This is a genomic window from Nocardioides sp. Leaf307, assembly GCF_001423135.1.
Classification (GTDB): Bacteria; Actinomycetota; Actinomycetes; order Propionibacteriales; family Nocardioidaceae; genus Nocardioides; species Nocardioides kribbensis.
In genome coordinates this window covers 841,921-860,674 of record NZ_LMNY01000001.1, presented here as the reverse complement: position 1 = coordinate 860,674, position 18,754 = coordinate 841,921, and the positions used below count along the sequence as shown (strand labels likewise).

Below are 18,754 nucleotides of genomic sequence, written 5' to 3'. Positions count from 1 at the left end.
CCTCGGAGGAAGGGACCGTCGGTACGACGGGACCGGGCCGGGCCGGTCCCGTCGCACCGACGGGGGTGGGGCGGGGTGCTGCGGTGCAGCGAGGGGCGGGTCCGGTCAGGAGACGGAGAAGCCCTGCTGCTCGCCGTACTCGGTCATCTGCTCCTGCCAGGCGGCGAGGCCGTCGGCGAGGGGCTCGTCGGAGACGTAGGCCTGGCCGACGGTGTCGTTGAAGATGCTGTTGGCGTAGACCTGGAACGGCAGGTAGGACCAGCCCTCGGCGACCTGGCCGGCCGACTCGGAGAGCACCTCGTTGACCTTCTGGTCGCCGAAGTACGGGAACTCCTTGCCGACGAACTCGTCGGACTCGATCTCCGCGACGGTGGCGGGGAAGGCGCCGCCGTCGACGCGGGTCTGCACACCGTCCTCGACGTTGGCGTACTCCAGGAAGGCGTAGGCCAGCTCCTTCTCCTGGGCGTCGGTCGGGATGGTCAGCGAGGAGCCGCCGTTCTCGGCGGTGGTCTCGGCGCCGGCCTCCCACTGCGGCATCGGCGCGACGCGCCAATCGCCCTTGCCGTCGGGGGCACCGGACTCGAGGTTGGCCGGCATCCAGGCGCCGGTGACCAGGGTGGCCACGGTGCCGTCGTTGAGGCCGGAGAACCACTCGTCGCTCCACGAGCTGATCGGGGCGAGGAGCTCCTCGTCGATCATGGTCTGCCAGGTGTCGGCGTAGGTCTGCGCGCCCTCGTCGGAGAACTCGATGGTGACGTCCTCGCCCTCGGAGGCGAACGGCTGGGCCCCGGCCTGCCACATGAGGCTGGTCGCGAAGCCGGCGTCGCCGGTGTCGTTGGTGATGTAGACGTCGGGGTCGGCGGCCTGGAGGTCGCGACCGGCCTGCATGAACTCCTCCCAGGTGGTCGGCACCTCGATGCCGTACTCCTCGAAGACCTCCTGGTTGTAGAACATCGCCATCGGGCCGGAGTCCATGGGCAGGCCGTAGATGCCGTCGTTCTGCTGCACCGAGGACCAGGGGCCGGGGGTGAAGGTGTCCTCGAGGTCGGCGGCGCCGAACCCGCTCAGCTCGCTCACGCTGCCGGCCAGGGAGAACTGCGGCAGGGCGTAGTACTCGACCTGGGCGACGTCGGGCACGCCCTTGCCGGCCGAGACCGCGTTCTGCAGGGCGGTGTACTGGTCGTTGCCGGTGCCGGCGTTGACCAGCTCGACGTCGACGTTGGGGTACTCCGCCTCGAAGTCGCTGACGACCTTCTCCAGGGTGGGCTCCCACGCCCACACGGTGAGGGTGCCGCCCTCCTCGAGCGCGGCGTCGACGGCGTCGGCGGAGACCTGCTCCCCGCCGGAGGCGGAGTCGTCCCCCGAGCCGCAGGCGCTCAGGCTGAGCGCCCCGACGGCGGCGACGGCGACCGCTCCGAGCCAGCGGTTGCGTCGGTTCGTGTTCTTCATGGTGTGGGTGGTCCTCTCGGATCGTGCCTGCCCTGGACGGTGCGTCCCGGGGGGGATCGGTGGGGTGGTGCGGGTGGTGGTGCGGGGTGGTGGGGCGCGGGTGCGCGCTCACTCCTTGACGGAGCCGGCGGCCAGGCCCGACTGCCAGTAGCGCTGGAGCAGCAGGAAGACGGCGACCAGCGGCAGGATGGTGACCACCGAGCCGGTGATGACGAGGTTGAAGACGGCCTCGCTGCCCGCGGTGGACGCCTGGGCGTTCCACGCGTTGAGCCCGAGGGTGAGGGGGTACCAGTCGGGGTCCTTGAGCATGATCAGCGGCAGGAAGTAGTTGTTCCAGGTCGCGACCATGGTGAAGAGCAGCACGGTGACGACGCCCGGCATGAGCAGCGGCAGGCAGATCTGCCAGAACACCCGGAACTCCGAGGCGCCGTCGACGCGCGCGGCCTCCATGAGCTCGGTGGGGATGGCGTCGGTGGCGAAGGTCCACATCAGGTAGAGGCCGAAGGGCGAGATGAGCGACGGGATGATCACCGCCCACGGTGTGTTGGTGAGCCCCATCTGGCTGAACATCAGGAAGGTCGGCACCGCCAGCGCCGTGCCCGGCACCGCGACGGCCCCGATGACGACGGCGAAGACCGCCTTCTTGCCCGGGAAGTCGAAACGCGCCAGGGCGTAGCCGCCCAGCACCGCCAGCGCGGTGGCGCCGCCGGCGCCGAGCACGACGTAGAGCAGCGTGTTGAGCAGCCAGCGCAGGAAGATGCCGTCGTCGTAGGTGAAGGTCTCGGTGAGGTTGGACCACAGCGAGAAGTCGTCGGAGAACCACAGCCCGAAGGAGGTGAAGAGGTCGCCCTGGGTCTTGGTGGCGTTGATGACCAGCCACAGCAGGGGCACCAGGCTGTAGACGAGCACGATGCCGGTGAGGGCGGTCAGCAGCGGGCTGCGCCGGGCGCGGCGCTCGGCGGGGGCCCCGGTCACCGGGACGCCGCCGCGGCGGGCGCCGGAGCGGCTGGAGCGCAGGCGGGGGCCCGGGCGGACGGGGGCCGCGCCACGGTCGGGCGGGGTGGGGGCCAGGGGCGTGGTGGTCACGTCAGAGCTCCTTGCGCATGCCGCGCAGCTGCACGACGTAGGCGATGACCATGGTCACCAGGCCCATCACGATCGCGACGGTGGCGGAGTAGTTGTACTGCTGGCCCGAGAAGGACAGCGAGTAGGCGTAGAGGTTGGGCGTGAAGTCGGTGGTGATCGCGTTGGGCGCCAGGCTCTGCAGGATGCTCGGCTCGTTGAAGAGCTGGAAGCTGCCGATGATCGAGAAGATCGTCGCCACCACGAGCGCGCCGCGGATGGCGGGCAGCTTGATCGAGGTGATCACCCGCCACTCGCTGGCCCCGTCGATGGAGGCGGCCTCGTAGAGGCTGGTGGGGATGGTGCGCAGGGCGGCGAAGAAGATCAGCATGTTGTAGCCGACGAACTCCCAGGTCACGATGTTGCCGATCGAGGCCAGCACCCAGGTGGGGCTGAGCGGGTCGGGCAGCGAGGTGCCGAGGGCGTCGTTGACGTTGCCGACCAGGCCGAAGCGGTCGCCGTACATGAAGCCCCACATGAGCGAGGCGACGACGGCGGGCACGGCGTAGGGCAGGAAGATCGAGATCCGGAAGAACGACGCGCCGTAGAGCCGCCCGCTGTCGATGGCCAGCGCCACCAGCAGCGCGAGCAGCAGCATCACCGGCACCTGCACGACCAGGAAGAGGCCGACGCGGGTGAGCGACTCCCAGAAGGCGTCGTCGCCGAGCACCTGGGTGTAGTTGTCGAGCCCGACGAACGACGTGCCGCCGATGAGCTGGTCGCGGAAGAGGCTGAGGTAGACCGAGTAGACGATCGGAGCCAGGAACACCAGCGCGAAGACCGCGACGAACGGCGCCAGGAAGCCCCAGCCCGTCCACCGGCGGCGGTTGCGCGGGGCACGGTCTGCGATCGGTTGCTGGACCGCCATCGGCCTGCCTCCTCGGGGTGTCGCGGGATGCGATGTTTGCGTAAACATCGCGTTGTGAGGATGGTTACATCCCGCCCCGGCGTCCGTCAACGCCCCGACCGTCACTTCCTCGCCCGGGACTCGTTGGACAGGTCTCCGCCCCTGAGGAGCCACCCGTGTCCAGCACCCCGACCAGCCCGCTCGTCGACCCCGCCCTGCTGCAGCACTGCCGCCGTTCGGCCGAGGCCGGCTTCCCCTTCCGCGTGCGCACGCCCGCGGTCGCGGCGACCCTGCTGCTCCAGGGGCTGGCCACCCGCGACGCGAGCGACCCGCTGCTGCTCACCGGGCTCCCGCTCGCGCTGACCTGGGCCCCGCCGGCTCGCGACCCGCTGCCGCTGCGACCCACGGCTGCGTCCGCCGCCCCCGACCGCCCGCGGCGCTGCGCGAGCGGTCACCACCTCTCCCCCGTCGCCGCCGAGGTCACCGGGGTCCGTCAGCGGGGGGCCGCCGACGTCCTCGGCGGCGAGCGGGTCGAGCTGTGCGCCCGCTGCGCCTCGATGCTCGCCGACGCGGGCTACTTCACCGCCCGGCCGGCCTGAGGGCCCGGCCCCGCCTCAGTCGAGCAGCACCCGCAGGCCGGTCGCGAGGAGCGCGGCCAGGGCGCACGCGGCCGCGACGAGCAGCAGCCCGCCGTCGTGGGCGATGCGTGCCCGCGGTCCCGGGTGCGGCGACGACGGGCGCCTCACCGGTCGGCCCCCGGGATCTCCAGCCCCGCCGCGTCCACGACGGCGAGGTTGAGCCCGAGCACGTCGACGCGGGGCTCGCCGAGCACGCCGAGCGTGCGACCCGCGGTGTGCTCGGCCACCAGGTCGCGCACCCTCGCCTCCGGCAGGCCGCTGGCCGCGGCGACGCGCGGCACCTGCAGGGCGGCGTACCGCGGCGAGATGTCGGGGTCGAGCCCGGAGGCCGACGCGGTGACCGCGTCGGGCGGGACGTCGGCGACGTCGACGCCCTCGCGGGCGGCGACCTCGGCCTGCCGCTCGGCGATGAGGTCGAGCAGCTCGGGGCTCTCGGGGCCGAGGTTGGAGCCGTAGGTCGCGAGCATGTCGTAGCCCTCGCCGGCGGCCGAGGGCCGGGGCCGGAAGAGCCGGTCGTCGTCGACGAGCTGTCCGACGAGGGCGGAGCCCGCGGCCTCGTCGGGGTCGGTGGTGCGCTCCCCCTCGACGCTCACCAGCGAGCCGTCGGCCCGCCACGGGAAGGCGACCTGGGCGACACCGGTGACCAGCAGGGGGTAGGCCACGCCGAGCAGCAGCGTGGCGGCGAGCAGCACGCGCAGGCCGGCGAGGCTCTGGCGGGAGAAGGCGAGCAGGGTCTTCACGCGGGGTCCTCTCAGAGACCGGGGACGAGGGAGACGAGGAGGTCGAGCAGCTTGATCCCGACGAAGGGGGCGACCAGGCCGCCGACGCCGTAGAGCAGCAGGTTGCGCCGCAGCAGGTCGGCGGCCGACGACGGCCGGTAGGCGACGCCGCGCAGCGCCAGCGGCACCAGCGCCACGATGACCAGGGCGTTGAACACGACGGCCGACACGATCGCCGACTCCGGGCTGCTCAGGCGCATCACGTTGAGCACCTCCAGCTGCGGGAAGGCGACCACGAACATCGCCGGCAGGATCGCGAAGTACTTCGCCACGTCGTTGGCGATCGAGAAGGTGGTCAGCGCCCCGCGGGTGATGAGCAGCTGCTTGCCGATCTCCACGACCTCGATCAGCTTGGTGGGGTCGGAGTCGAGGTCGACCATGTTGCCGGCCTCCTTGGCCGCGGTCGTGCCGGTGTTCATCGCCACCCCGACGTCGGCCTGGGCCAGCGCAGGTGCGTCGTTGGTGCCGTCGCCGCACATCGCGACCATCCGGCCGCCCTGCTGCTCGCGGCGGATGAGCGCGAGCTTCTCCTCGGGCGTGGCCTCGGCGAGCACGTCGTCGACGCCGGCCTCCCGGGCGATCGCGTGGGCGGTCACCGCGTTGTCGCCGGTCACCATCACCGTGCGGATGCCCATGGCGCGCAGCTCCGCGAAGCGCTCGCGCATGCCGTCCTTGACGACGTCCTTGAGGTGCACCACCCCGAGCAGGCGGGCCGGCCCGTCGTCGACGCGCTCGGCGACCACCAGCGGCGTGCCGCCGCTCGCGCTCACCTCCTGCACGGCGGCGTCGACCTCCGGGGAGGCCGCACCCCCGCCGTCGAGCACCCACCGCGACGTGGCCGAGGCGGCTCCCTTGCGCACGCTGCGACCGTCGAGGTCCAGCCCGCTCATCCGGGTCGTGGCGCTGAACTCCACCAGCGACGCTCCCGCCGGCACCCCGTCGTACGTCGAGCCCACGAGGTCGACGATGCTGCGCCCCTCGGGGGTCTCGTCGGCCAGGGAGGCGAGGAGCGCGGCCTCGGCCAGCTCCGCGTCCGAGACGCCGCCGGCCGGGAGCAGCGCGCTGGCGCGCCGGTTGCCGTGGGTGATGGTGCCGGTCTTGTCGAGCAGCAGCACGTCGACGTCGCCGGCCGCCTCCACGGCGCGCCCGCTCATGGCCAGCACGTTGCGTCGCACGAGCCGGTCCATGCCGGCGATGCCGATGGCCGAGAGCAGGGCCCCGATGGTCGTGGGGATCAGGCACACCAGCAGCGCCACGAGCACCACCACCGACTGGTCGGCGTCGCTGTGGTCGGCGATGAGGTAGAGCGTCGCGCAGACCACGACGAAGACGATGGTCAGCGCCCCCAGCAGCACGCCGAGCGCGATCTCGTTGGGGGTGCGCTGGCGCTGCGAGCCCTCGACCAGGGCGATCATCCGGTCGACGAACGACTGCCCCGGCGCGGAGGTGATGCGCACCACGATGCGGTCGGAGAGCACCGTGGTGCCGCCGGTGACGGCGCACCGGTCGCCCCCGGACTCCCGGATCACCGGGGCCGACTCCCCGGTCACGGCCGACTCGTCGACCGAGGCGACACCCTCGACGACGTCCCCGTCACCGGGGATCCGCTCCCCCGCCTCCACCACGACGAGGTCGCCGACGCGCAGCGAGGTGCTCGACACCTGCTCCTCCTCGCCGCGGCGGTCCAGGCGACGTGCGGTGGTCTCCTGCTGCAGCGCCCGCAGGCTCGCGGCCTGGGCCTTGCCCCGGCCCTCGGCCACCGACTCGGCGAGGTTGCCGAAGAGCACGGTGAGCCACAGCCAGAGCGAGACGAGGACCGCCAGTGCGCTGGGGTCGAGGACGCTGAGCACGGTGGTCGTCACGGCCCCGACCTCGACGACGAGCATGACCGGGGTGGCGAGGAGGAGACGCGGGTCGAGCTTGCGCAGGGCGCCGGGCAGCGCCGCGCTGACGGTCGTCAGCAGGGAGGTGGTCACGAGAGGGACTCCACGATCGGGCCGAGCACGAGCACGGGCACGTAGGTCAGACCGACCAGGACCAGGGCGACGCCGGCGAGCAGGGTGACGAAGAGGGGACGGTGGGTCGGCAGCGTGCCGGCCCCGGGCGGTCGTGGGTGCTGCTCGGCGAAGCGACCGGCGAGCGCCAGCGCCAGCACGATCGGGACGAAGCGGCCCAGCAGCATGCACAGGCCGAGCAGGGTGTTCCAGAACGGCGTGCCCGACGTCAGCCCACCGAAGGCGCTGCCGTTGTTGTTGCTCGCCGACGTCACGGCGTAGACCGCCTCCGTCAGCCCGTGGGGGCCGCCCTCCTGCAGCCCGGCCAGACCGGCCGGAGCGGTGAGGGCCACGGCGCTGCCGACGAGGACGAGCACAGGGGTGGTGAGCACGTAGCCCGCCACCAGCACGATCTCGCGCTGGCCGATGCGCTTGCCGACGTACTCCGGAGTGCGCCCCACCATCAGACCGCTGAGGAAGACGGTCACGACGGCGAGCATCAGCATGCCGTAGAGCCCCGACCCGACGCCGCCGGGCGAGATCTCGCCGAGCATCATGTTGAAGAGGGCGATGCCCCCGCCGGGGGCGGTGAGCGAGTCGTGCATGGCGTTGACCGCACCGGTCGAGGTGCCGGTCGTGACGGCCGCCCACAGGGCCGACCCGGCGGTGCCGAAGCGGACCTCCTTGCCCTCCAGCGCTCCGCCGGCGAGCTCGGGCGCGGAGCCGGGCCCGGCCATCTCGGCCCAGGTCAGCAGGGCCACCGAGGTCGTGAGCAGCAGGGCCATGACCGCCACCACGGCGCCGCCCTGACGGCGGTCGCGCACGAGGTGGCCGAAGGCCCAGGCCATCGCGAAGGGCACCAGCAGCATCAGGTACGTCTCGAGCAGGTTGCTGGCCGGCGACGGGTTCTCGAAGGGGTGGGCGGAGTTGACGTTGTAGAAGCCGCCGCCGTTGGTGCCGAGCTGCTTGATCGCCTCCTGGCTGGCCACCGGCCCGCCGGTGATCTCCTGGGTGGCGCCGCTCAGCGTGGTCACGGCGTGGGGCTCGGCGAGGTTCTGCACCGCCCCGAGCGCCACGAGCAGCAGCGCGGAGAGCAGCGCGATCGGCAGCAGCACCCGCACGACGCTGCGCACGAGGTCGGTCCAGAAGTTGCCGACCCGACCGTCGCGGCCGCTGCGGGCCAGGCCGCGCGCCAGGGCCGCCGCGACGGCCATGCCGACCCCGGCGGAGACGAAGTTCTGCACCGTCAGGCCGGCCATCTGCATCGTGTGGCCCAGGGCGGCCTCGCCGGAGTACCACTGCCAGTTGGTGTTGGTGACGAAGCTGACCGCGGTGTTCCAGGCACCGTCGGCGGGCAGCGCCGGGAAGCCGAGGGACAGCGGCAGGTGCTGCTGGAGGCGCCCGAGGGCGTAGAGCCCGAGCACCCCGACCATCGAGAAGCCGAGCACCGACAGGGCGTAGGTGCGCCAGTGCTGGTCGGCGTCGGGGTCGAGGCGCAGCAGGCGGTAGGCCGCGGACTCGGCGCGCAGGTGGCGCGGGGACAGGTACATCAGCGCCAGCCGGCGCCCGAGGACGGGCACGGTCAGCGCGAGCAGCACGGCGAGGAGGAGGACCTGGCCGAGCGCGGGACCGAGCGCGCTCACCGGACGGCGTCGTCGGCGGAGCCGGCGTGGGCGGTCGGACCCCCACCGCCGGCGCGGCCGGAGCGGTCGAGGACTCCGGCGAGGAGGGCCAGCAGCACGAAGGCCGCGAGGGTCAGGGCGAGGTAGAGGAGGTCGGACACGACCTCATTCCAGAGCCTGCCAGCCGCTCCCCGAGACCTCCTTGATGCTTCCCTGACGGCCCGCTGCGCCCCGTTGACGCCTCCCTAGCGGGAGTGCGTCGGGGGCCGCTCACCCCACGTGCACGTGGGGGCGGCGGGCCCGGTCGGGCTCGGCGCGCCGCAGCACCTCGCGCGTCACGGGCGCCACCTCGCCGACCCCGAAGACGAGGAACCGCAGGAACTGCAGCACCGGGTTGCCCTCGGTCCACTCGAAGAAGATGTGGGGCGTCACGCCCGTCGTGTCACGTGCGTGCAGCAGCAGGGCGGCGAGAGCGTTGGGGACCGTGGACGACTCGAGGGTCAGCACGCGTCGCGACCCGTGGCGCACGCTGCCCCGCACGCGCACCACGGCCTCGAAGTCGGAGGGATCGGTCACGGTCACCTCCACGAAGATGACGTCGCCCTCGTCGGCGATGTCGTTGTCGGCCGCCATCTGCCGGGCCTTGTCGTCGTACTCCCCCCGGTCCCCCGAGTCCGGCTCGTTGGCGATCAGCCGGATGCGTCGACGCGCGCAGTCCCGCAGGAAGCGCTCCGCGGTCTCGTCGAGCTCCACCGACGTCACACGGAGCTCGAAGGCCCGACGCACGCGCGAGAGGAAGGACACCACGACGATGGCCGCGATGAACGCCCCGCCGATGCGCACGCCGTCGGGACGCTCCACCACGTTGACCACGGTGGTGTAGACGAACACCAGGGCGATCGCGCCGAAGGCGAGGGTGCGCTTGCGCTGGCGGTCGCGACGGGCGGCGAGGGTCACGGCCACCGCCGCGGAGGTCATCAGCACGAGCACGCCGGTGGCGTAGGCCCCGCCCTGGGCGTCGACGTCGGCGTCGAAGACCCACGTGACGAAGAACGCCACCGCGATCAGCACGAGCACCAGCGGCCGCACCGCCCGGGCCCAGTCGGGCGCCATGCCGTAGCGCGGCAGGTAGCGCGGGATGAGGTTGAGCAGGCCGGCGAGCGCCGAGGCGCCGGCGAACCAGAGGATGGCGATCGTCGAGGCGTCGTACACCGTGCCGAAGACGCTGCCGAGGTTCTCGTGGGCCAGGTAGGCCAGTGCGCGTCCGTTGGCCTCTCCCCCCTCCTGGAACTCCGCCGCCGGGATCAGCATGGTGGTGACGATGCTGCTCGTGACCAGGAAGACGCTCATGGTGAGCGCAGCGGTGGTCAGCAGCCGCTTCGTGCCGCGGATCCGCCCGGCGGGGTGCTCGGGTGTGTCCCCGGGATCACCCTTGACCTGGGGCATGACCGCGACCCCGGTCTCGAAGCCGCTCATGCCCAGGGCGAGCTTGGGGAAGACGACGAGGGCGACGGCCACCACCATCACCGGGTTGCCGTGCTGCTCGGTCAGCGCCTCCGACCAGTCGGCCACGACCGACGGGGTGGTCGCCACCTGCCACAGCCCCACTCCGATCACCACGGCGTTGAGGGCGAGGTAGCCGGCGACCAGCACCACCGCCACCCCGATGGCCTCGGAGAAGCCGCGCAGGAAGACAGCACCCAGCGCCCCCAGCAGCACCAGCGTGATGAGCACCTCGTGGCCGTGCCAGGCCGAGGGCACGTGGGGGTTCTCCACGATGTGGGCGGTCGCATCGGCCGCCGAGAGGGTCATCGTGATGAGGAAGTCGGTGGCCGCGAAGCCCAGCAGGGCGAGCACGAACAGCTTGCCCTTCCAGTAGGACAACAGCCGCTCGAGCATGGCGATCGACCCCTCACCGCGCGGCGACTCCTCCGCGACGCGGCGGTAGACCGGGAGCGCGCCGAGCAGGGTGAGCGCCACCAGCACGATCGTGGCCAGCGGGGAGACCGCACCCGCGGCCAGGGCGGCGATCCCGGGCTGGTAGCCGAGGGTGGAGAAGTAGTCGACACCGGTCAGGCACATGACGCGCCACCACGACGCGGTGTGCTCCTCCTGCGGCGGCAGGCCGTGCGGGGCCTGGTGGACGCGGCGGTCGGAGAGGTCCGACAGCAGCCACCCCCGCAGGCCGCCCCGCGCGTCCTCACCGCCCGCGGTGCCGGACGTGGGGCCGGACGTGGGGCCGGGGGGTGTCGCTGGTCGGTGCACGTCGACGGACATCCCCCCAGCCTGCCGAGGAGACCGGCTCCGCACACGCCGATCCGGGCCTGCGGGGCGTCAAGGAACCGTCAAGGTTCCCCACCTCCATCGCGCCCGTTCGTTTGGACTACGTCCGGACTGCGTCAGGGCTGCGTCAGGGCTGCGTCAGGGCTGCGTCAGGGCTGCGTCAGGGCTGCGTCAGGGCTGCGTCAGGGCTGCGTCAGGGCTGCGTCAGGCCCCCATGCAGACCGCCCCGCCGCGCGGGTGCGCGGCGGGGCGGGAGGTCGTGCGATGGGAGAGCGTCAGACGCGGGTCTTGTTCTTGCCCGCGACGCTCTCGGCGACGCCGATGAGGAGCACGGCGGCGATGACGGCGAGCACGAAGCCGATGACGTTCAGCTCGAAGATGCCGCCGGTGCCGAAGAGCTGCGCGATGAGCCCTCCGATGAGGGAGCCGACGAGGCCGAGACCGAGGGTCGCGAGCAGCCCCAGGTTCTGCTTGCCGGGCTTGATGAGGCGCGCGAGCGCACCGATGATGAGGCCTGCCACAAGGAATCCGATCATGGAGCCGACGCTACGCGCGCGGGCGGGCCGACCCATCACCCGTGGAGGTGACACCTCGGGGCACAGGCGTGCTCCTGCGCCCGGGCGGGCGCCGGTGGGAATGCCGCACCCCGGGTCGTGGTTGAGTCACGGTTGACCCGCGCAACCAACCGCGCGGCCCGCCCCACGAGCCCCACCCAGGAGCCCCTCCCCGTGTCACCAGCGATCCGTGGCAACCAGAGCCTCACCTTCGCCGTCCTCACCGTCGCGGTCTCGTCCTTCGCGCTGCTGCAGTCGCTCATCGTGCCGGTGCTGGCGCAGATCCAGCTCGAGTACGACACCGACCAGACCACCGTGACGTGGGTGCTGACCGCCTACCTGCTCTCGGCGTCGATCGCGACCCCGCTGCTGGGCCGGATCGGCGACGCGGTGGGCAAGAAGAAGATGCTCGTGGTCACCCTGAGCGCCCTGGCCGTGGGCTCGCTCATGGCCGCGCTGGCGCCGAGCATCGGCTGGCTGATCGTGGCCCGCGTGGTGCAGGGCCTCGGCGGCGGCGTGCTGCCGCTGTCGTTCGGCATCATCCGCGACGAGTTCACCGGCCGGGTCACCGGCGCGCTCAGCGTGATCGCCTCGCTCACCGCGGTCGGCTTCGGCGCCGGCATCGTGGTGGCCGGCCCGATCGTCGACTCGCTGGGCTACCACTGGCTGTTCTGGCTGCCGATGATCGCCACCGCCGTCGCCGCGCTCGCCGCGCTCGTGCTGGTGCCCGAGTCGCCCGTGCGCACCCCCGGGCGCCTGCCCGCCCTGCCCGCCGTGCTGCTCGCCGGCTGGCTGGTCGCCCTGCTGCTGGCCGTGAGCCAGGGCAACAAGTGGGGCTGGGCCTCGGTCGAGGTGCTGGGCCTGCTCGCGGCCGCCGCCGTGCTCGCCGCCCTGTGGGTGCGCGTCGAGACGCGGGTGCCGGTGCCGCTCATCGACATGCAGATGATGCGCCTGCGCGGTGTCTGGACGACCAACGTCGTCGGGGCCTTCGTCGGCTTCGGCATGTTCGCCTCCTTCGGCTTCCTGCCGCAGTTCCTCCAGACCCCGTCGGCGGCCGGCTACGGCTTCGACGCCACCATCACCGAGTCGGGCCACCTGCTGCTGCCCAGCGCCGTGGCCAGCTTCGTGGTCGGCTTCCTCACCGCCCGCCTCATCGGCCGCTTCGGCGCCCGCCTGGTCATCGTCACCGGCACCCTGATCAGCGGTGCGGCCTTCGCCTCGATGGCGCTCTTCCACGACACCACCGCCCAGCTCTACGCCGCCACCACGGCCCAGGGCCTCGGCTCTGGCCTGGTCTTCTCCAGCCTGGCCGGCGTGGTCATCGCCAGCGTGCCGCGCGAGCAGACCGGCGTGGCCAGCGGCATGAACGCCAACATCCGCACCATCGGCGGCTCCATCGGCTCGGCCGTCATGGCCGGCATCGTGACCGCCCGGATGAACCCGGCCGGCTTCCCCGAGGAGAGCGGCTACACGATCGGCTTCGCGATCCTGGCCGTCGGCATGCTGGTGGCCGCGGCCGCCGCGATGCGGATCCCCGACATCCACGACCCCGCGACCGAGCAGACCGACGACGCGGTCGAGCTCGAGCCGGAGGCCCCCTCGCCGCAGCCGGTCAACGGCTAGAGGTAGAGCCCGGTGGCCTCGTCGCCGAGCCGCTCGGCGGCCACGGCGTGCACGTCGCGCTCGCGCATGACGACGTAGAGCTCGCCGTGCACCTCGACCTCGGACTTGTCGTCGGCGTCGAAGAGCACGCGGTCGCCGGTCTCGACCGACCGGGCGCTGGGCCCGGTGGCCACGACGCGGGCCCACGAGAGCCGGCGCGCGCCCATGGCCGCGGTAGCCGGGATCACGATGCCTCCCGACGAGCGGCGCTCGCCGGCCTCGGCGTCGATCTCGACGAGCACGCGGTCGTGCAGCATCTTGATCGGCAGCTTGTCCGACACGGGCTCGGCCTGTCCGGGGGGCGGCGTCAGCGCACGACGCGGCGCACGACGACGAGCGTCACCACGACGCCGACGACCACACCGACGGTCTTGAGGATGTTGTCGGTGCGCGGCTCACCGGAGTCGACGTCGACGTAGTGGGCCTTCAGCGAGTAGGCCTGGCGCCCCGCGATGGTCTTGGGGCTGGCCCGGTGCAGCAGCTGGTCGATGGTGCCGGCCAGACGCTCGCGGGTCTCCTCGATCTCACGCTCGAGGGCGCTGGGCTGCTTGGGCTCGTTGGTCACGCGCTCACGCTACCAACCCGCGCCGCGGCCGAGGCTGCGCGGGTCGAAGCCGAAGGGCAGCTCGAGGCGGTGGCGGCGCATCAGGTCGTCGTCGGTCAGCACGTCGTAGGTCGCGCCGTCGGCCACGACCGTGCCGTCGTGCAGCACCACCGAGCGCGGGCAGAGCTCCAGGGCGTAGGGCAGGTCGTGGGTCACCATGAGCACGGTGACGTCGAGCGAGCGCAGGATGTCGGCGAGCTCGCGTCGCGAGGCGGGGTCGAGGTTGGAGGAGGGCTCGTCGAGCACGAGCACCTCCGGCTCCATGACCAGCACGGTCGCCACCGCGACGCGGCGACGCTGGCCGAAGGACAGGTGGTGCGGCGGCCGGTCGGCGTAGTCGGCCATGCCGACCTGCTCGAGCGCGGCCATGACGCGACGGTCGAGCTCGGCGCCCCTGACCCCGAGGTTGGCGGGCCCGAAGCCGACGTCGGCACGCACCGAGCCCATGAAGAGCTGGTCGTCGGGGTCCTGGAACACGATGCCCACGCGTCGCCTGACCTCGGCGAGGTTCTCCTTGGTCACCGGCAGCCCGCTGACGCTCACGCTGCCGGCCCCGGCGGTGTGGATGCCGTTGAGGTGGAGCACGAGGGTGGTCTTGCCGGCGCCGTTGGGGCCCAGCAGCGCGACGCGCTCGCCGCGGTGCACGTGCAGGTCGACGCCGTAGAGGGCCTGGTGGCCGTCGGGGTAGGCGTAGGCGAGGCCGCGGACGTCGAGCACGGGCGTGGTCATGGGCACATCATCGCGCCGGCGCCCGCGCTCATCGCGGCATGGTGCCGGTGTAGCCCCGCGAGAGCATCGCGAGGTGCACCCGCTCGCCGCGCTCGTAGGAGCGGATGAAGAGCGACCCCATGGAGCGCGCGAGCACCGGCCAGTGCCGCGGGTTGCGCGCGGAGAAGCCCCGCGACTCCCGGGCGACCTTCATCCGCTGCAGCTCGGTGGTGACGACCTCCAGGTAGCGGATCATGAAGCCCATGATCTGCACCAGCAGGCTGGGCAGGCGCAGGCGCTCCAGGCCGCGCAGCAGGGCCTGCGGCTCGGTGGTGGCGGCCAGCGTCAGGCTGGCCAGCACCCCGAGGGTGCCCTTGGCCAGCAGCGCCCAGGCGGCCAGCAGCCCCGGGCCGCTGACCGAGACCCCGAGCACCTCGATCCGCTCGCCGTGGGCCACGAAGGGCAGCAGCAGCGCGAAGAGCACGAAGGGCACCTCGACCACCATGCGCTTGAGCAGGTACGTCGGGGGCACCCGCGAGAGCGCGACGACCCCGAGCAGCACGACCAGGAAGCCGGCGTAGGCCGCGAACCACTCGCGCGGCGTGGCCACCACGACCACCATGAACGCCACGAGCGCGACGATCTTCAGGTGGGCCGGGGCCCGGTGGACCGCGGAGTGGCCGTGGAAGTGCAGCGTGTGGCCGTGACCGGCGCCCACGTCAGTGGTCCTGGTCGACGGGCTGGTCGACGGGCTGGTCGACCGGCTGGTCGGCGGGCTCGCCCCTGCGGCGCACCAGCAGGGTCAGCCCCCCGGCCAGCACGAGCACCACGAGCACGCCCACGACGCCGGCCACTCCTCCGGAGAGCCGCTCGTCGGAGATGAAGCTGCTGCCGTAGCCGGCGAAGGGTCCGTCGCCGGCCGCGTGGTCGGTCTCGGTGTCGGCGAAGCCCTGGTCCTGGGAGACCTTGGTCAGCCCGTCGGGGGCGCTGGCGGCGTAGAAGCTCACGACGCCCGCGAGCAGCAGCGAGACGACGAGCACCCCGAGGAGCACCATGCGGGTGCCGGGGCGGGTGCCGGGGCGGGTGCCGGGGCGCCTCACGCCGCGCTCGCCGTCGGGGAGGTGCGGACCTCGAGGGTGCGCTGGGCCAGGACCCGGCGTGCGCCGTGGACGAGGTCGGGGCGCACGGCGATGATCGAGCCGACCGCGAGGAAGGTGATGACCCCCTCGCCGACGCCGATGAGCAGGTGCACCCCCAGCATCGCGGTGGTGAGGTTGTCGAGCGGGAGCGGCGCGACGCCGCCCACGGCGTAGAGGCCGACGAAGACCAGCGCCGCGACCGGCACCGACACGAAGGCCCCGATCCCGGCGGCCAGCGGCACCATCGACACCCGCTTGGGCAGCACCGTCTGGAGCAGCCGGAAGACGCCCCAGCCGACGGCGCAGGTCACGACGCCCATCAGCACGATGTTGGTGCCCAGGGCCGTGATGCCGCCGTCGGCGAAGAGCAGGGCCTGCACGACGAAGACCACGCTGGTGCAGAGCACCCCGGTCCACGGCCCCACGAGCACCGCGGCGATCGCACCGCCCATGAGGTGGCCGGTCGTGCCCGCCGCGACGGGGAAGTTGAGCATCTGGGTGGCGAAGACGAACGCCGCGACGAGGCCGGCCAGCGGCGCCGTGCGGTCGTCGAGCTCGCGGCGCGCACCGCGCAGGGCCAGGCCGACGGCGGCGGCGGCCACCACGCCGGTGCCGACCGACGTCGGTGCGTCGAGGAATCCGTCGGGCACGTGCATGCGGGTCTCCTGCGGTCGGGCGTGGCGAGGGGCGGCCGGGCGTGGTCGGCTACGGTTCGACACCGACGAGCGCCACGGATGGGTCGTTGCCCTCGTGACGTTATTGCACACCGTGTGCGACAACACTACCCGACCGGACAGGACCAGCCCGATGAGCGAGACCGCAGCCCCCACCCGCCTCTCCCCCGGCGACCCGGCCCCCGACCTGACCCTGGGCGACGACACCGGCGCCACGGTCTCGCTGGCCGACCTGCGCGGGCGCAAGGTCATCGTGTACTTCTACCCCGCGGCGATGACCCCGGGCTGCACCAAGCAGGCCTGCGACTTCACCGACTCGCTGGAGTCGCTGCGCGCCTCCGGCTACGAGGTGCTCGGCGTCTCCCCCGACAAGCCGGCCAAGCTGGCCAGCTTCCGCGAGCGCGACGGCCTGGGCATCACCCTGCTCTCCGACCCCGACAAGAGCGCCATGGCGGCGTGGGGCACCTTCGGGGAGAAGAAGATGTACGGCAAGGTCGTCCAGGGCGTCATCCGCTCCACGTTCGTCGTCGACGAGCAGGGCACGATCGAGCTCGCGCAGTACAACGTCAAGGCCACCGGCCACGTCGCCAAGCTGCGCCGCGACCTGGGCCTCGACGCCTGAGCCCGGGTCGGGCACGGGATACTGGGGCCCGGCGCCCGTAGCCCAACGGCAGAGGCAACAGGTTTAGGTCCTGTCCAGTGAGAGTTCGAATCTCTCCGGGCGCACTCCCGGTCGGGGACCGGGCGGCTCAGCCCTCCTCGCGCAGCCGGGGCGGGGTGAACTGGTCGGGGTGGAATCCGCGCTTGTCGGCGTAGAACTCCCGCACCCGGTCCATGTCGGCCACCACGTCGCCGGTCGTGGGGAAGGTCGGACCCCAGCCGACGGTGCGGCTCGGGGCGTCGAGGAAGGCCAGGGTGATCGGCAGCCCGGTCTGCTGGGAGATCCGGTAGAAGCCCGACTTCCACAGCTCGCCGCGGCTGCGCGTGCCCTCGGCGGCGATCCCCAGCAGGAAGGTCTCGTCGACGGCGGCGTCGGCGACCAGGGCCCGGATGGTGCCGCCGGGGTCGCGCCGGTCGAGGGCCACCGCGCCGGTCGCCCGCAGCAGCGGGGCCAGCGGGCCCTTGAAGAACTCCTTCTTCACCAGCAGCCGGATCTGCACGTCGCTGTCCCACGCCAGCAGCATGGTCAGCACCCAGTCCCAGTTGGAGGTGTGGGGGGCGCCGACCAGCACCCCCTTGGTCGGCACGGTGCCGACGGTGCGCCAGCGCGCGAGGCGCAGGAGCAGTCGGGCGAGGTTCCTGCGGACGAAGAAGTGCCGGCTCATCGCACGACCGTAGCGGCGAGCACCGGTCCGAGCGCGCGCAGCGCGTGCCCGCGGTGGGAGATGGCGTCCTTCTCCTCGCGGCTCAGCTCGGCGGTGCTGCGGCCCGGCTCGTCGTCGGCCTCGAAGAGACCGTCGTAGCCGAAGCCGCCCTCGCCCCTGACCTCGCGCAGCACGCGCCCGGTCATCTCGCCGAGCACGACCTCCTCGCCGCCGGGGTGGCACAGCGCGACGGCGCACGCGAAGCGGGCCGCGCGACGCTCGTCGGGCACGTCGCAGAGCTGGGCGAGCAGCAGCGCGTTGTTGCGTGCGTCGACCTCCTCGCGGGCGGCCCCGTCGCGCGGGCCCGACCAGCGGGCGCTGAGCACACCCGGCATCCCGTTGAGCGCGTCGACGCAGAGCCCGGAGTCGTCGGCGACCGACGGCAGGCCCGTGGCGGCCAGGCCCGCGCGCGCCTTGAGCAGGGCGTTGCCCTGGAAGGTCGGCTGGTCCTCGACCGGCTCGTCGTAGTCGACCCCGAGGGCGGGCAGGTCGTCGAGCCCGACCACCTCCACCCCGGGCACGTGCTCGCGCAGGATGCGCTCCATCTCCTCGATCTTCTTGCGGTTGCGCGAGGCGAGGAAGATCCGGGTGCTCACGAGCCGAGCGCCTCCTGCTGCAGGCGGGTCAGGTCGGCGCAGCCCTTCTCGGCCAGGCCCAGCAGCGCGTCGAGCTCGCGGCGGTCGAAGGGCGCACCCTCGGCGGTGCCCTGCACCTCCACGAAGCTGCCCGTGCCGGTCATCACGACGTTCATGTCGGTCTCGGCGCGCACGTCCTCGACGTAGGGCAGGTCGAGGCGGGGCACGCCGTCGATGATCCCGACGCTGACCGCCGCGACCGAGCCGGTGAGCGGGGCGCCCTTGAGCGCCCCGGTCTGGCGCAGGTGGGCGACCGCGTCGACCAGGGCGACGTAGGCACCCGTGATGGCGGCCGTGCGGGTGCCGCCGTCGGCCTGCAGCACGTCGCAGTCGAGCTGGATGGTGTTCTCGCCGAGTGCGTCGTAGTCGATGACGGCGCGCAGCGAGCGGCCGATGAGCCGGCTGATCTCGTGGGTGCGCCCGCCGATGCGGCCCTTGACCGACTCGCGGTCGGAGCGGGTGTTGGTGGCCGCGGGGAGCATGGCGTACTCCGCGGTGACCCAGCCCTTGCCCGAGCCCTTGCGCCAGCGCGGCACCCCCTCGGAGGCCGACGCGGCGCAGAGCACCTTCGTGCGGCCGAACTCCACCAGCACCGACCCGGCGGCGTGGTCGAGCCAGTGGCGGGTGATCGTGATCGGGCGGAGCTCGTCGTCGGCGCGGCCGTCCTCGCGTGCAGTCAT

At 72.7% G+C, this 18,754-nt stretch carries 22 protein-coding genes and 1 tRNA gene; 4 read left to right on the top strand and 19 right to left on the bottom strand.

The window, feature by feature from the left end; translation table 11 throughout:
• Window positions 1-105 precede the first annotated feature (105 nt).
• From ASF50_RS04045 to ASF50_RS04035, 3 genes are all read right to left on the bottom strand, one after another.
• Window positions 106-1,449 carry an ABC transporter substrate-binding protein gene (locus ASF50_RS04045; protein WP_056863684.1) on the bottom strand — a complete coding sequence of 448 codons (1,344 nt, stop codon included), beginning with the start codon at window positions 1,447-1,449 and terminating at the stop codon, window positions 106-108.
• A 108-nt stretch (window positions 1,450-1,557) separates the two neighbouring features.
• Complete coding sequence (locus ASF50_RS04040) at window positions 1,558-2,535, bottom strand: carbohydrate ABC transporter permease (protein ID WP_056903562.1); 978 nt, start codon at window positions 2,533-2,535, stop codon at window positions 1,558-1,560.
• A gap of 1 nt (window position 2,536) precedes the next feature.
• Window positions 2,537-3,439: a carbohydrate ABC transporter permease gene (locus ASF50_RS04035; protein ID WP_056863682.1), complete on the bottom strand. Its 903-nt coding sequence runs from the start codon at window positions 3,437-3,439 to the stop codon at window positions 2,537-2,539.
• A 155-nt stretch (window positions 3,440-3,594) separates the two neighbouring features.
• Here ASF50_RS04035 and ASF50_RS04030 point away from each other — a divergent pair, with 155 nt between their 5' ends.
• Window positions 3,595-4,017: a hypothetical protein gene (locus tag ASF50_RS04030; RefSeq protein WP_056863681.1), complete on the top strand. Its 423-nt coding sequence runs from the start codon at window positions 3,595-3,597 to the stop codon at window positions 4,015-4,017.
• Window positions 4,018-4,032: 15 nt separating this feature from the next.
• On the opposite strand, the gene ASF50_RS19880 is transcribed toward ASF50_RS04030, so the two are convergent.
• The 7 genes from ASF50_RS19880 to ASF50_RS04005 form a co-directional block, all read right to left on the bottom strand.
• A complete protein-coding gene (locus ASF50_RS19880) occupies window positions 4,033-4,164 on the bottom strand; it encodes a hypothetical protein (RefSeq protein WP_264674740.1) in 132 nt (43 codons plus the stop codon).
• Window positions 4,161-4,796 (bottom strand): potassium-transporting ATPase subunit KdpC, encoded by a 636-nt coding sequence (gene kdpC / locus ASF50_RS04025; protein ID WP_056903561.1) that lies wholly within the window; start codon window positions 4,794-4,796, stop codon window positions 4,161-4,163. The genes ASF50_RS19880 and kdpC overlap by 4 nt, the downstream gene beginning before the upstream one ends.
• Before the next feature lie 11 nt (window positions 4,797-4,807).
• The gene (gene kdpB / locus ASF50_RS04020; protein WP_056903560.1) at window positions 4,808-6,811 is read right to left on the bottom strand and encodes a potassium-transporting ATPase subunit KdpB; all 2,004 of its coding nucleotides are present in this window, start codon (window positions 6,809-6,811) and stop codon (window positions 4,808-4,810) included.
• Window positions 6,808-8,472, bottom strand: a complete 1,665-nt coding sequence (gene kdpA / locus ASF50_RS04015) for a potassium-transporting ATPase subunit KdpA (RefSeq protein WP_056903559.1) — start codon at window positions 8,470-8,472, stop codon at window positions 6,808-6,810. The genes kdpB and kdpA overlap by 4 nt, the downstream gene beginning before the upstream one ends.
• Complete coding sequence (locus ASF50_RS18820; protein WP_156718077.1) at window positions 8,469-8,612, bottom strand: hypothetical protein; 144 nt, start codon at window positions 8,610-8,612, stop codon at window positions 8,469-8,471. Before ASF50_RS18820 ends, kdpA begins: the two co-directional genes overlap by 4 nt.
• Window positions 8,613-8,721: 109 nt before the next feature.
• Complete coding sequence (locus tag ASF50_RS04010; RefSeq protein ID WP_200920078.1) at window positions 8,722-10,533, bottom strand: amino acid transporter; 1,812 nt, start codon at window positions 10,531-10,533, stop codon at window positions 8,722-8,724.
• Between the two features lie 476 nt (window positions 10,534-11,009).
• The gene (locus ASF50_RS04005; RefSeq protein ID WP_056904218.1) at window positions 11,010-11,270 is read right to left on the bottom strand and encodes a GlsB/YeaQ/YmgE family stress response membrane protein; all 261 of its coding nucleotides are present in this window, start codon (window positions 11,268-11,270) and stop codon (window positions 11,010-11,012) included.
• A gap of 192 nt (window positions 11,271-11,462) precedes the next feature.
• On the opposite strand from ASF50_RS04005, the gene ASF50_RS04000 reads away from it, so the two are divergent.
• Complete coding sequence (locus ASF50_RS04000; RefSeq protein ID WP_056903558.1) at window positions 11,463-12,911, top strand: MFS transporter; 1,449 nt, start codon at window positions 11,463-11,465, stop codon at window positions 12,909-12,911.
• On the opposite strand, the gene ASF50_RS03995 is transcribed toward ASF50_RS04000, so the two are convergent.
• From ASF50_RS03995 to ASF50_RS03970, 6 genes are read right to left on the bottom strand one after another with little or no spacing between them, the layout of a single operon-like run.
• Window positions 12,908-13,207, bottom strand: a complete 300-nt coding sequence (locus ASF50_RS03995; protein WP_056864537.1) for a GroES family chaperonin — start codon at window positions 13,205-13,207, stop codon at window positions 12,908-12,910. The genes ASF50_RS04000 and ASF50_RS03995 overlap by 4 nt on opposite strands.
• 50 nt (window positions 13,208-13,257) lie before the next feature.
• Window positions 13,258-13,515, bottom strand: coding sequence for a DUF3618 domain-containing protein (locus ASF50_RS03990; protein ID WP_056863675.1), 258 nt, complete (start codon window positions 13,513-13,515; stop codon window positions 13,258-13,260).
• A 9-nt stretch (window positions 13,516-13,524) separates the two neighbouring features.
• Window positions 13,525-14,283, bottom strand: coding sequence for an energy-coupling factor ABC transporter ATP-binding protein (locus ASF50_RS03985; protein WP_056863674.1), 759 nt, complete (start codon window positions 14,281-14,283; stop codon window positions 13,525-13,527).
• A 28-nt stretch (window positions 14,284-14,311) separates the two neighbouring features.
• Complete coding sequence (gene cbiQ, locus ASF50_RS03980; protein WP_056863673.1) at window positions 14,312-14,980, bottom strand: cobalt ECF transporter T component CbiQ; 669 nt, start codon at window positions 14,978-14,980, stop codon at window positions 14,312-14,314.
• Window position 14,981: 1 nt separating this feature from the next.
• Window positions 14,982-15,362 carry a PDGLE domain-containing protein gene (locus tag ASF50_RS03975; RefSeq protein WP_235557545.1) on the bottom strand — a complete coding sequence of 127 codons (381 nt, stop codon included), beginning with the start codon at window positions 15,360-15,362 and terminating at the stop codon, window positions 14,982-14,984.
• The gene (locus tag ASF50_RS03970; RefSeq protein ID WP_056863672.1) at window positions 15,359-16,057 is read right to left on the bottom strand and encodes an energy-coupling factor ABC transporter permease; all 699 of its coding nucleotides are present in this window, start codon (window positions 16,055-16,057) and stop codon (window positions 15,359-15,361) included. The genes ASF50_RS03975 and ASF50_RS03970 overlap by 4 nt, the downstream gene beginning before the upstream one ends.
• 151 nt (window positions 16,058-16,208) lie before the next feature.
• Between ASF50_RS03970 and bcp the strand changes: the two genes are divergently transcribed.
• Window positions 16,209-16,697, top strand: a complete 489-nt coding sequence (gene bcp / locus ASF50_RS03965; protein ID WP_056863671.1) for a thioredoxin-dependent thiol peroxidase — start codon at window positions 16,209-16,211, stop codon at window positions 16,695-16,697.
• Window positions 16,698-16,728: 31 nt separating this feature from the next.
• Window positions 16,729-16,801: transfer RNA gene (locus ASF50_RS03960), tRNA-Leu, on the top strand.
• A 23-nt stretch (window positions 16,802-16,824) separates the two neighbouring features.
• Here ASF50_RS03960 and ASF50_RS03955 read toward each other — a convergent pair.
• The 3 genes from ASF50_RS03955 to rph are packed head-to-tail and all read right to left on the bottom strand — an operon-like array spanning window position 16,825 to window position 18,754.
• Entirely contained in the window at window positions 16,825-17,400 is a 576-nt protein-coding gene (locus ASF50_RS03955) for a 1-acyl-sn-glycerol-3-phosphate acyltransferase (protein ID WP_056863670.1), read from the bottom strand.
• Complete coding sequence (locus ASF50_RS03950; RefSeq protein ID WP_056903557.1) at window positions 17,397-18,035, bottom strand: non-canonical purine NTP pyrophosphatase; 639 nt, start codon at window positions 18,033-18,035, stop codon at window positions 17,397-17,399. Before ASF50_RS03950 ends, ASF50_RS03955 begins: the two co-directional genes overlap by 4 nt.
• On the bottom strand, window positions 18,032-18,754 hold the full coding sequence (gene rph / locus ASF50_RS03945; RefSeq protein WP_056863668.1) for a ribonuclease PH: 723 nt from the start codon (window positions 18,752-18,754) through the stop codon (window positions 18,032-18,034). Before rph ends, ASF50_RS03950 begins: the two co-directional genes overlap by 4 nt.

Excerpts from the sequence above, each read along its gene's own strand:
- ASF50_RS04045 (WP_056863684.1), bottom strand. The coding sequence starts at position 1,449 with ATGAAGAACACGAACCGACGCAACCGCTGGCTCGGAGCGGTCGCCGTC.
- ASF50_RS04035 (WP_056863682.1), bottom strand. The coding sequence starts at position 3,439 with ATGGCGGTCCAGCAACCGATCGCAGACCGTGCCCCGCGCAACCGCCGC.
- ASF50_RS04005 (WP_056904218.1), bottom strand. The coding sequence starts at position 11,270 with ATGATCGGATTCCTTGTGGCAGGCCTCATCATCGGTGCGCTCGCGCGC.
- ASF50_RS03970 (WP_056863672.1), bottom strand. The coding sequence starts at position 16,057 with ATGCACGTGCCCGACGGATTCCTCGACGCACCGACGTCGGTCGGCACC.
- ASF50_RS03955 (WP_056863670.1), bottom strand. The coding sequence starts at position 17,400 with ATGAGCCGGCACTTCTTCGTCCGCAGGAACCTCGCCCGACTGCTCCTG.
- ASF50_RS04010 (WP_200920078.1), bottom strand. The coding sequence starts at position 10,533 with ATGTGCCTGACCGGTGTCGACTACTTCTCCACCCTCGGCTACCAGCCC.
- ASF50_RS03995 (WP_056864537.1), bottom strand. The coding sequence starts at position 13,207 with ATGCTGCACGACCGCGTGCTCGTCGAGATCGACGCCGAGGCCGGCGAG.
- rph (WP_056863668.1), bottom strand. The coding sequence starts at position 18,754 with ATGACTGCACGCGAGGACGGCCGCGCCGACGACGAGCTCCGCCCGATC.
- ASF50_RS03985 (WP_056863674.1), bottom strand. The coding sequence starts at position 14,283 with ATGACCACGCCCGTGCTCGACGTCCGCGGCCTCGCCTACGCCTACCCC.
- bcp (WP_056863671.1), top strand. The coding sequence starts at position 16,209 with ATGAGCGAGACCGCAGCCCCCACCCGCCTCTCCCCCGGCGACCCGGCC.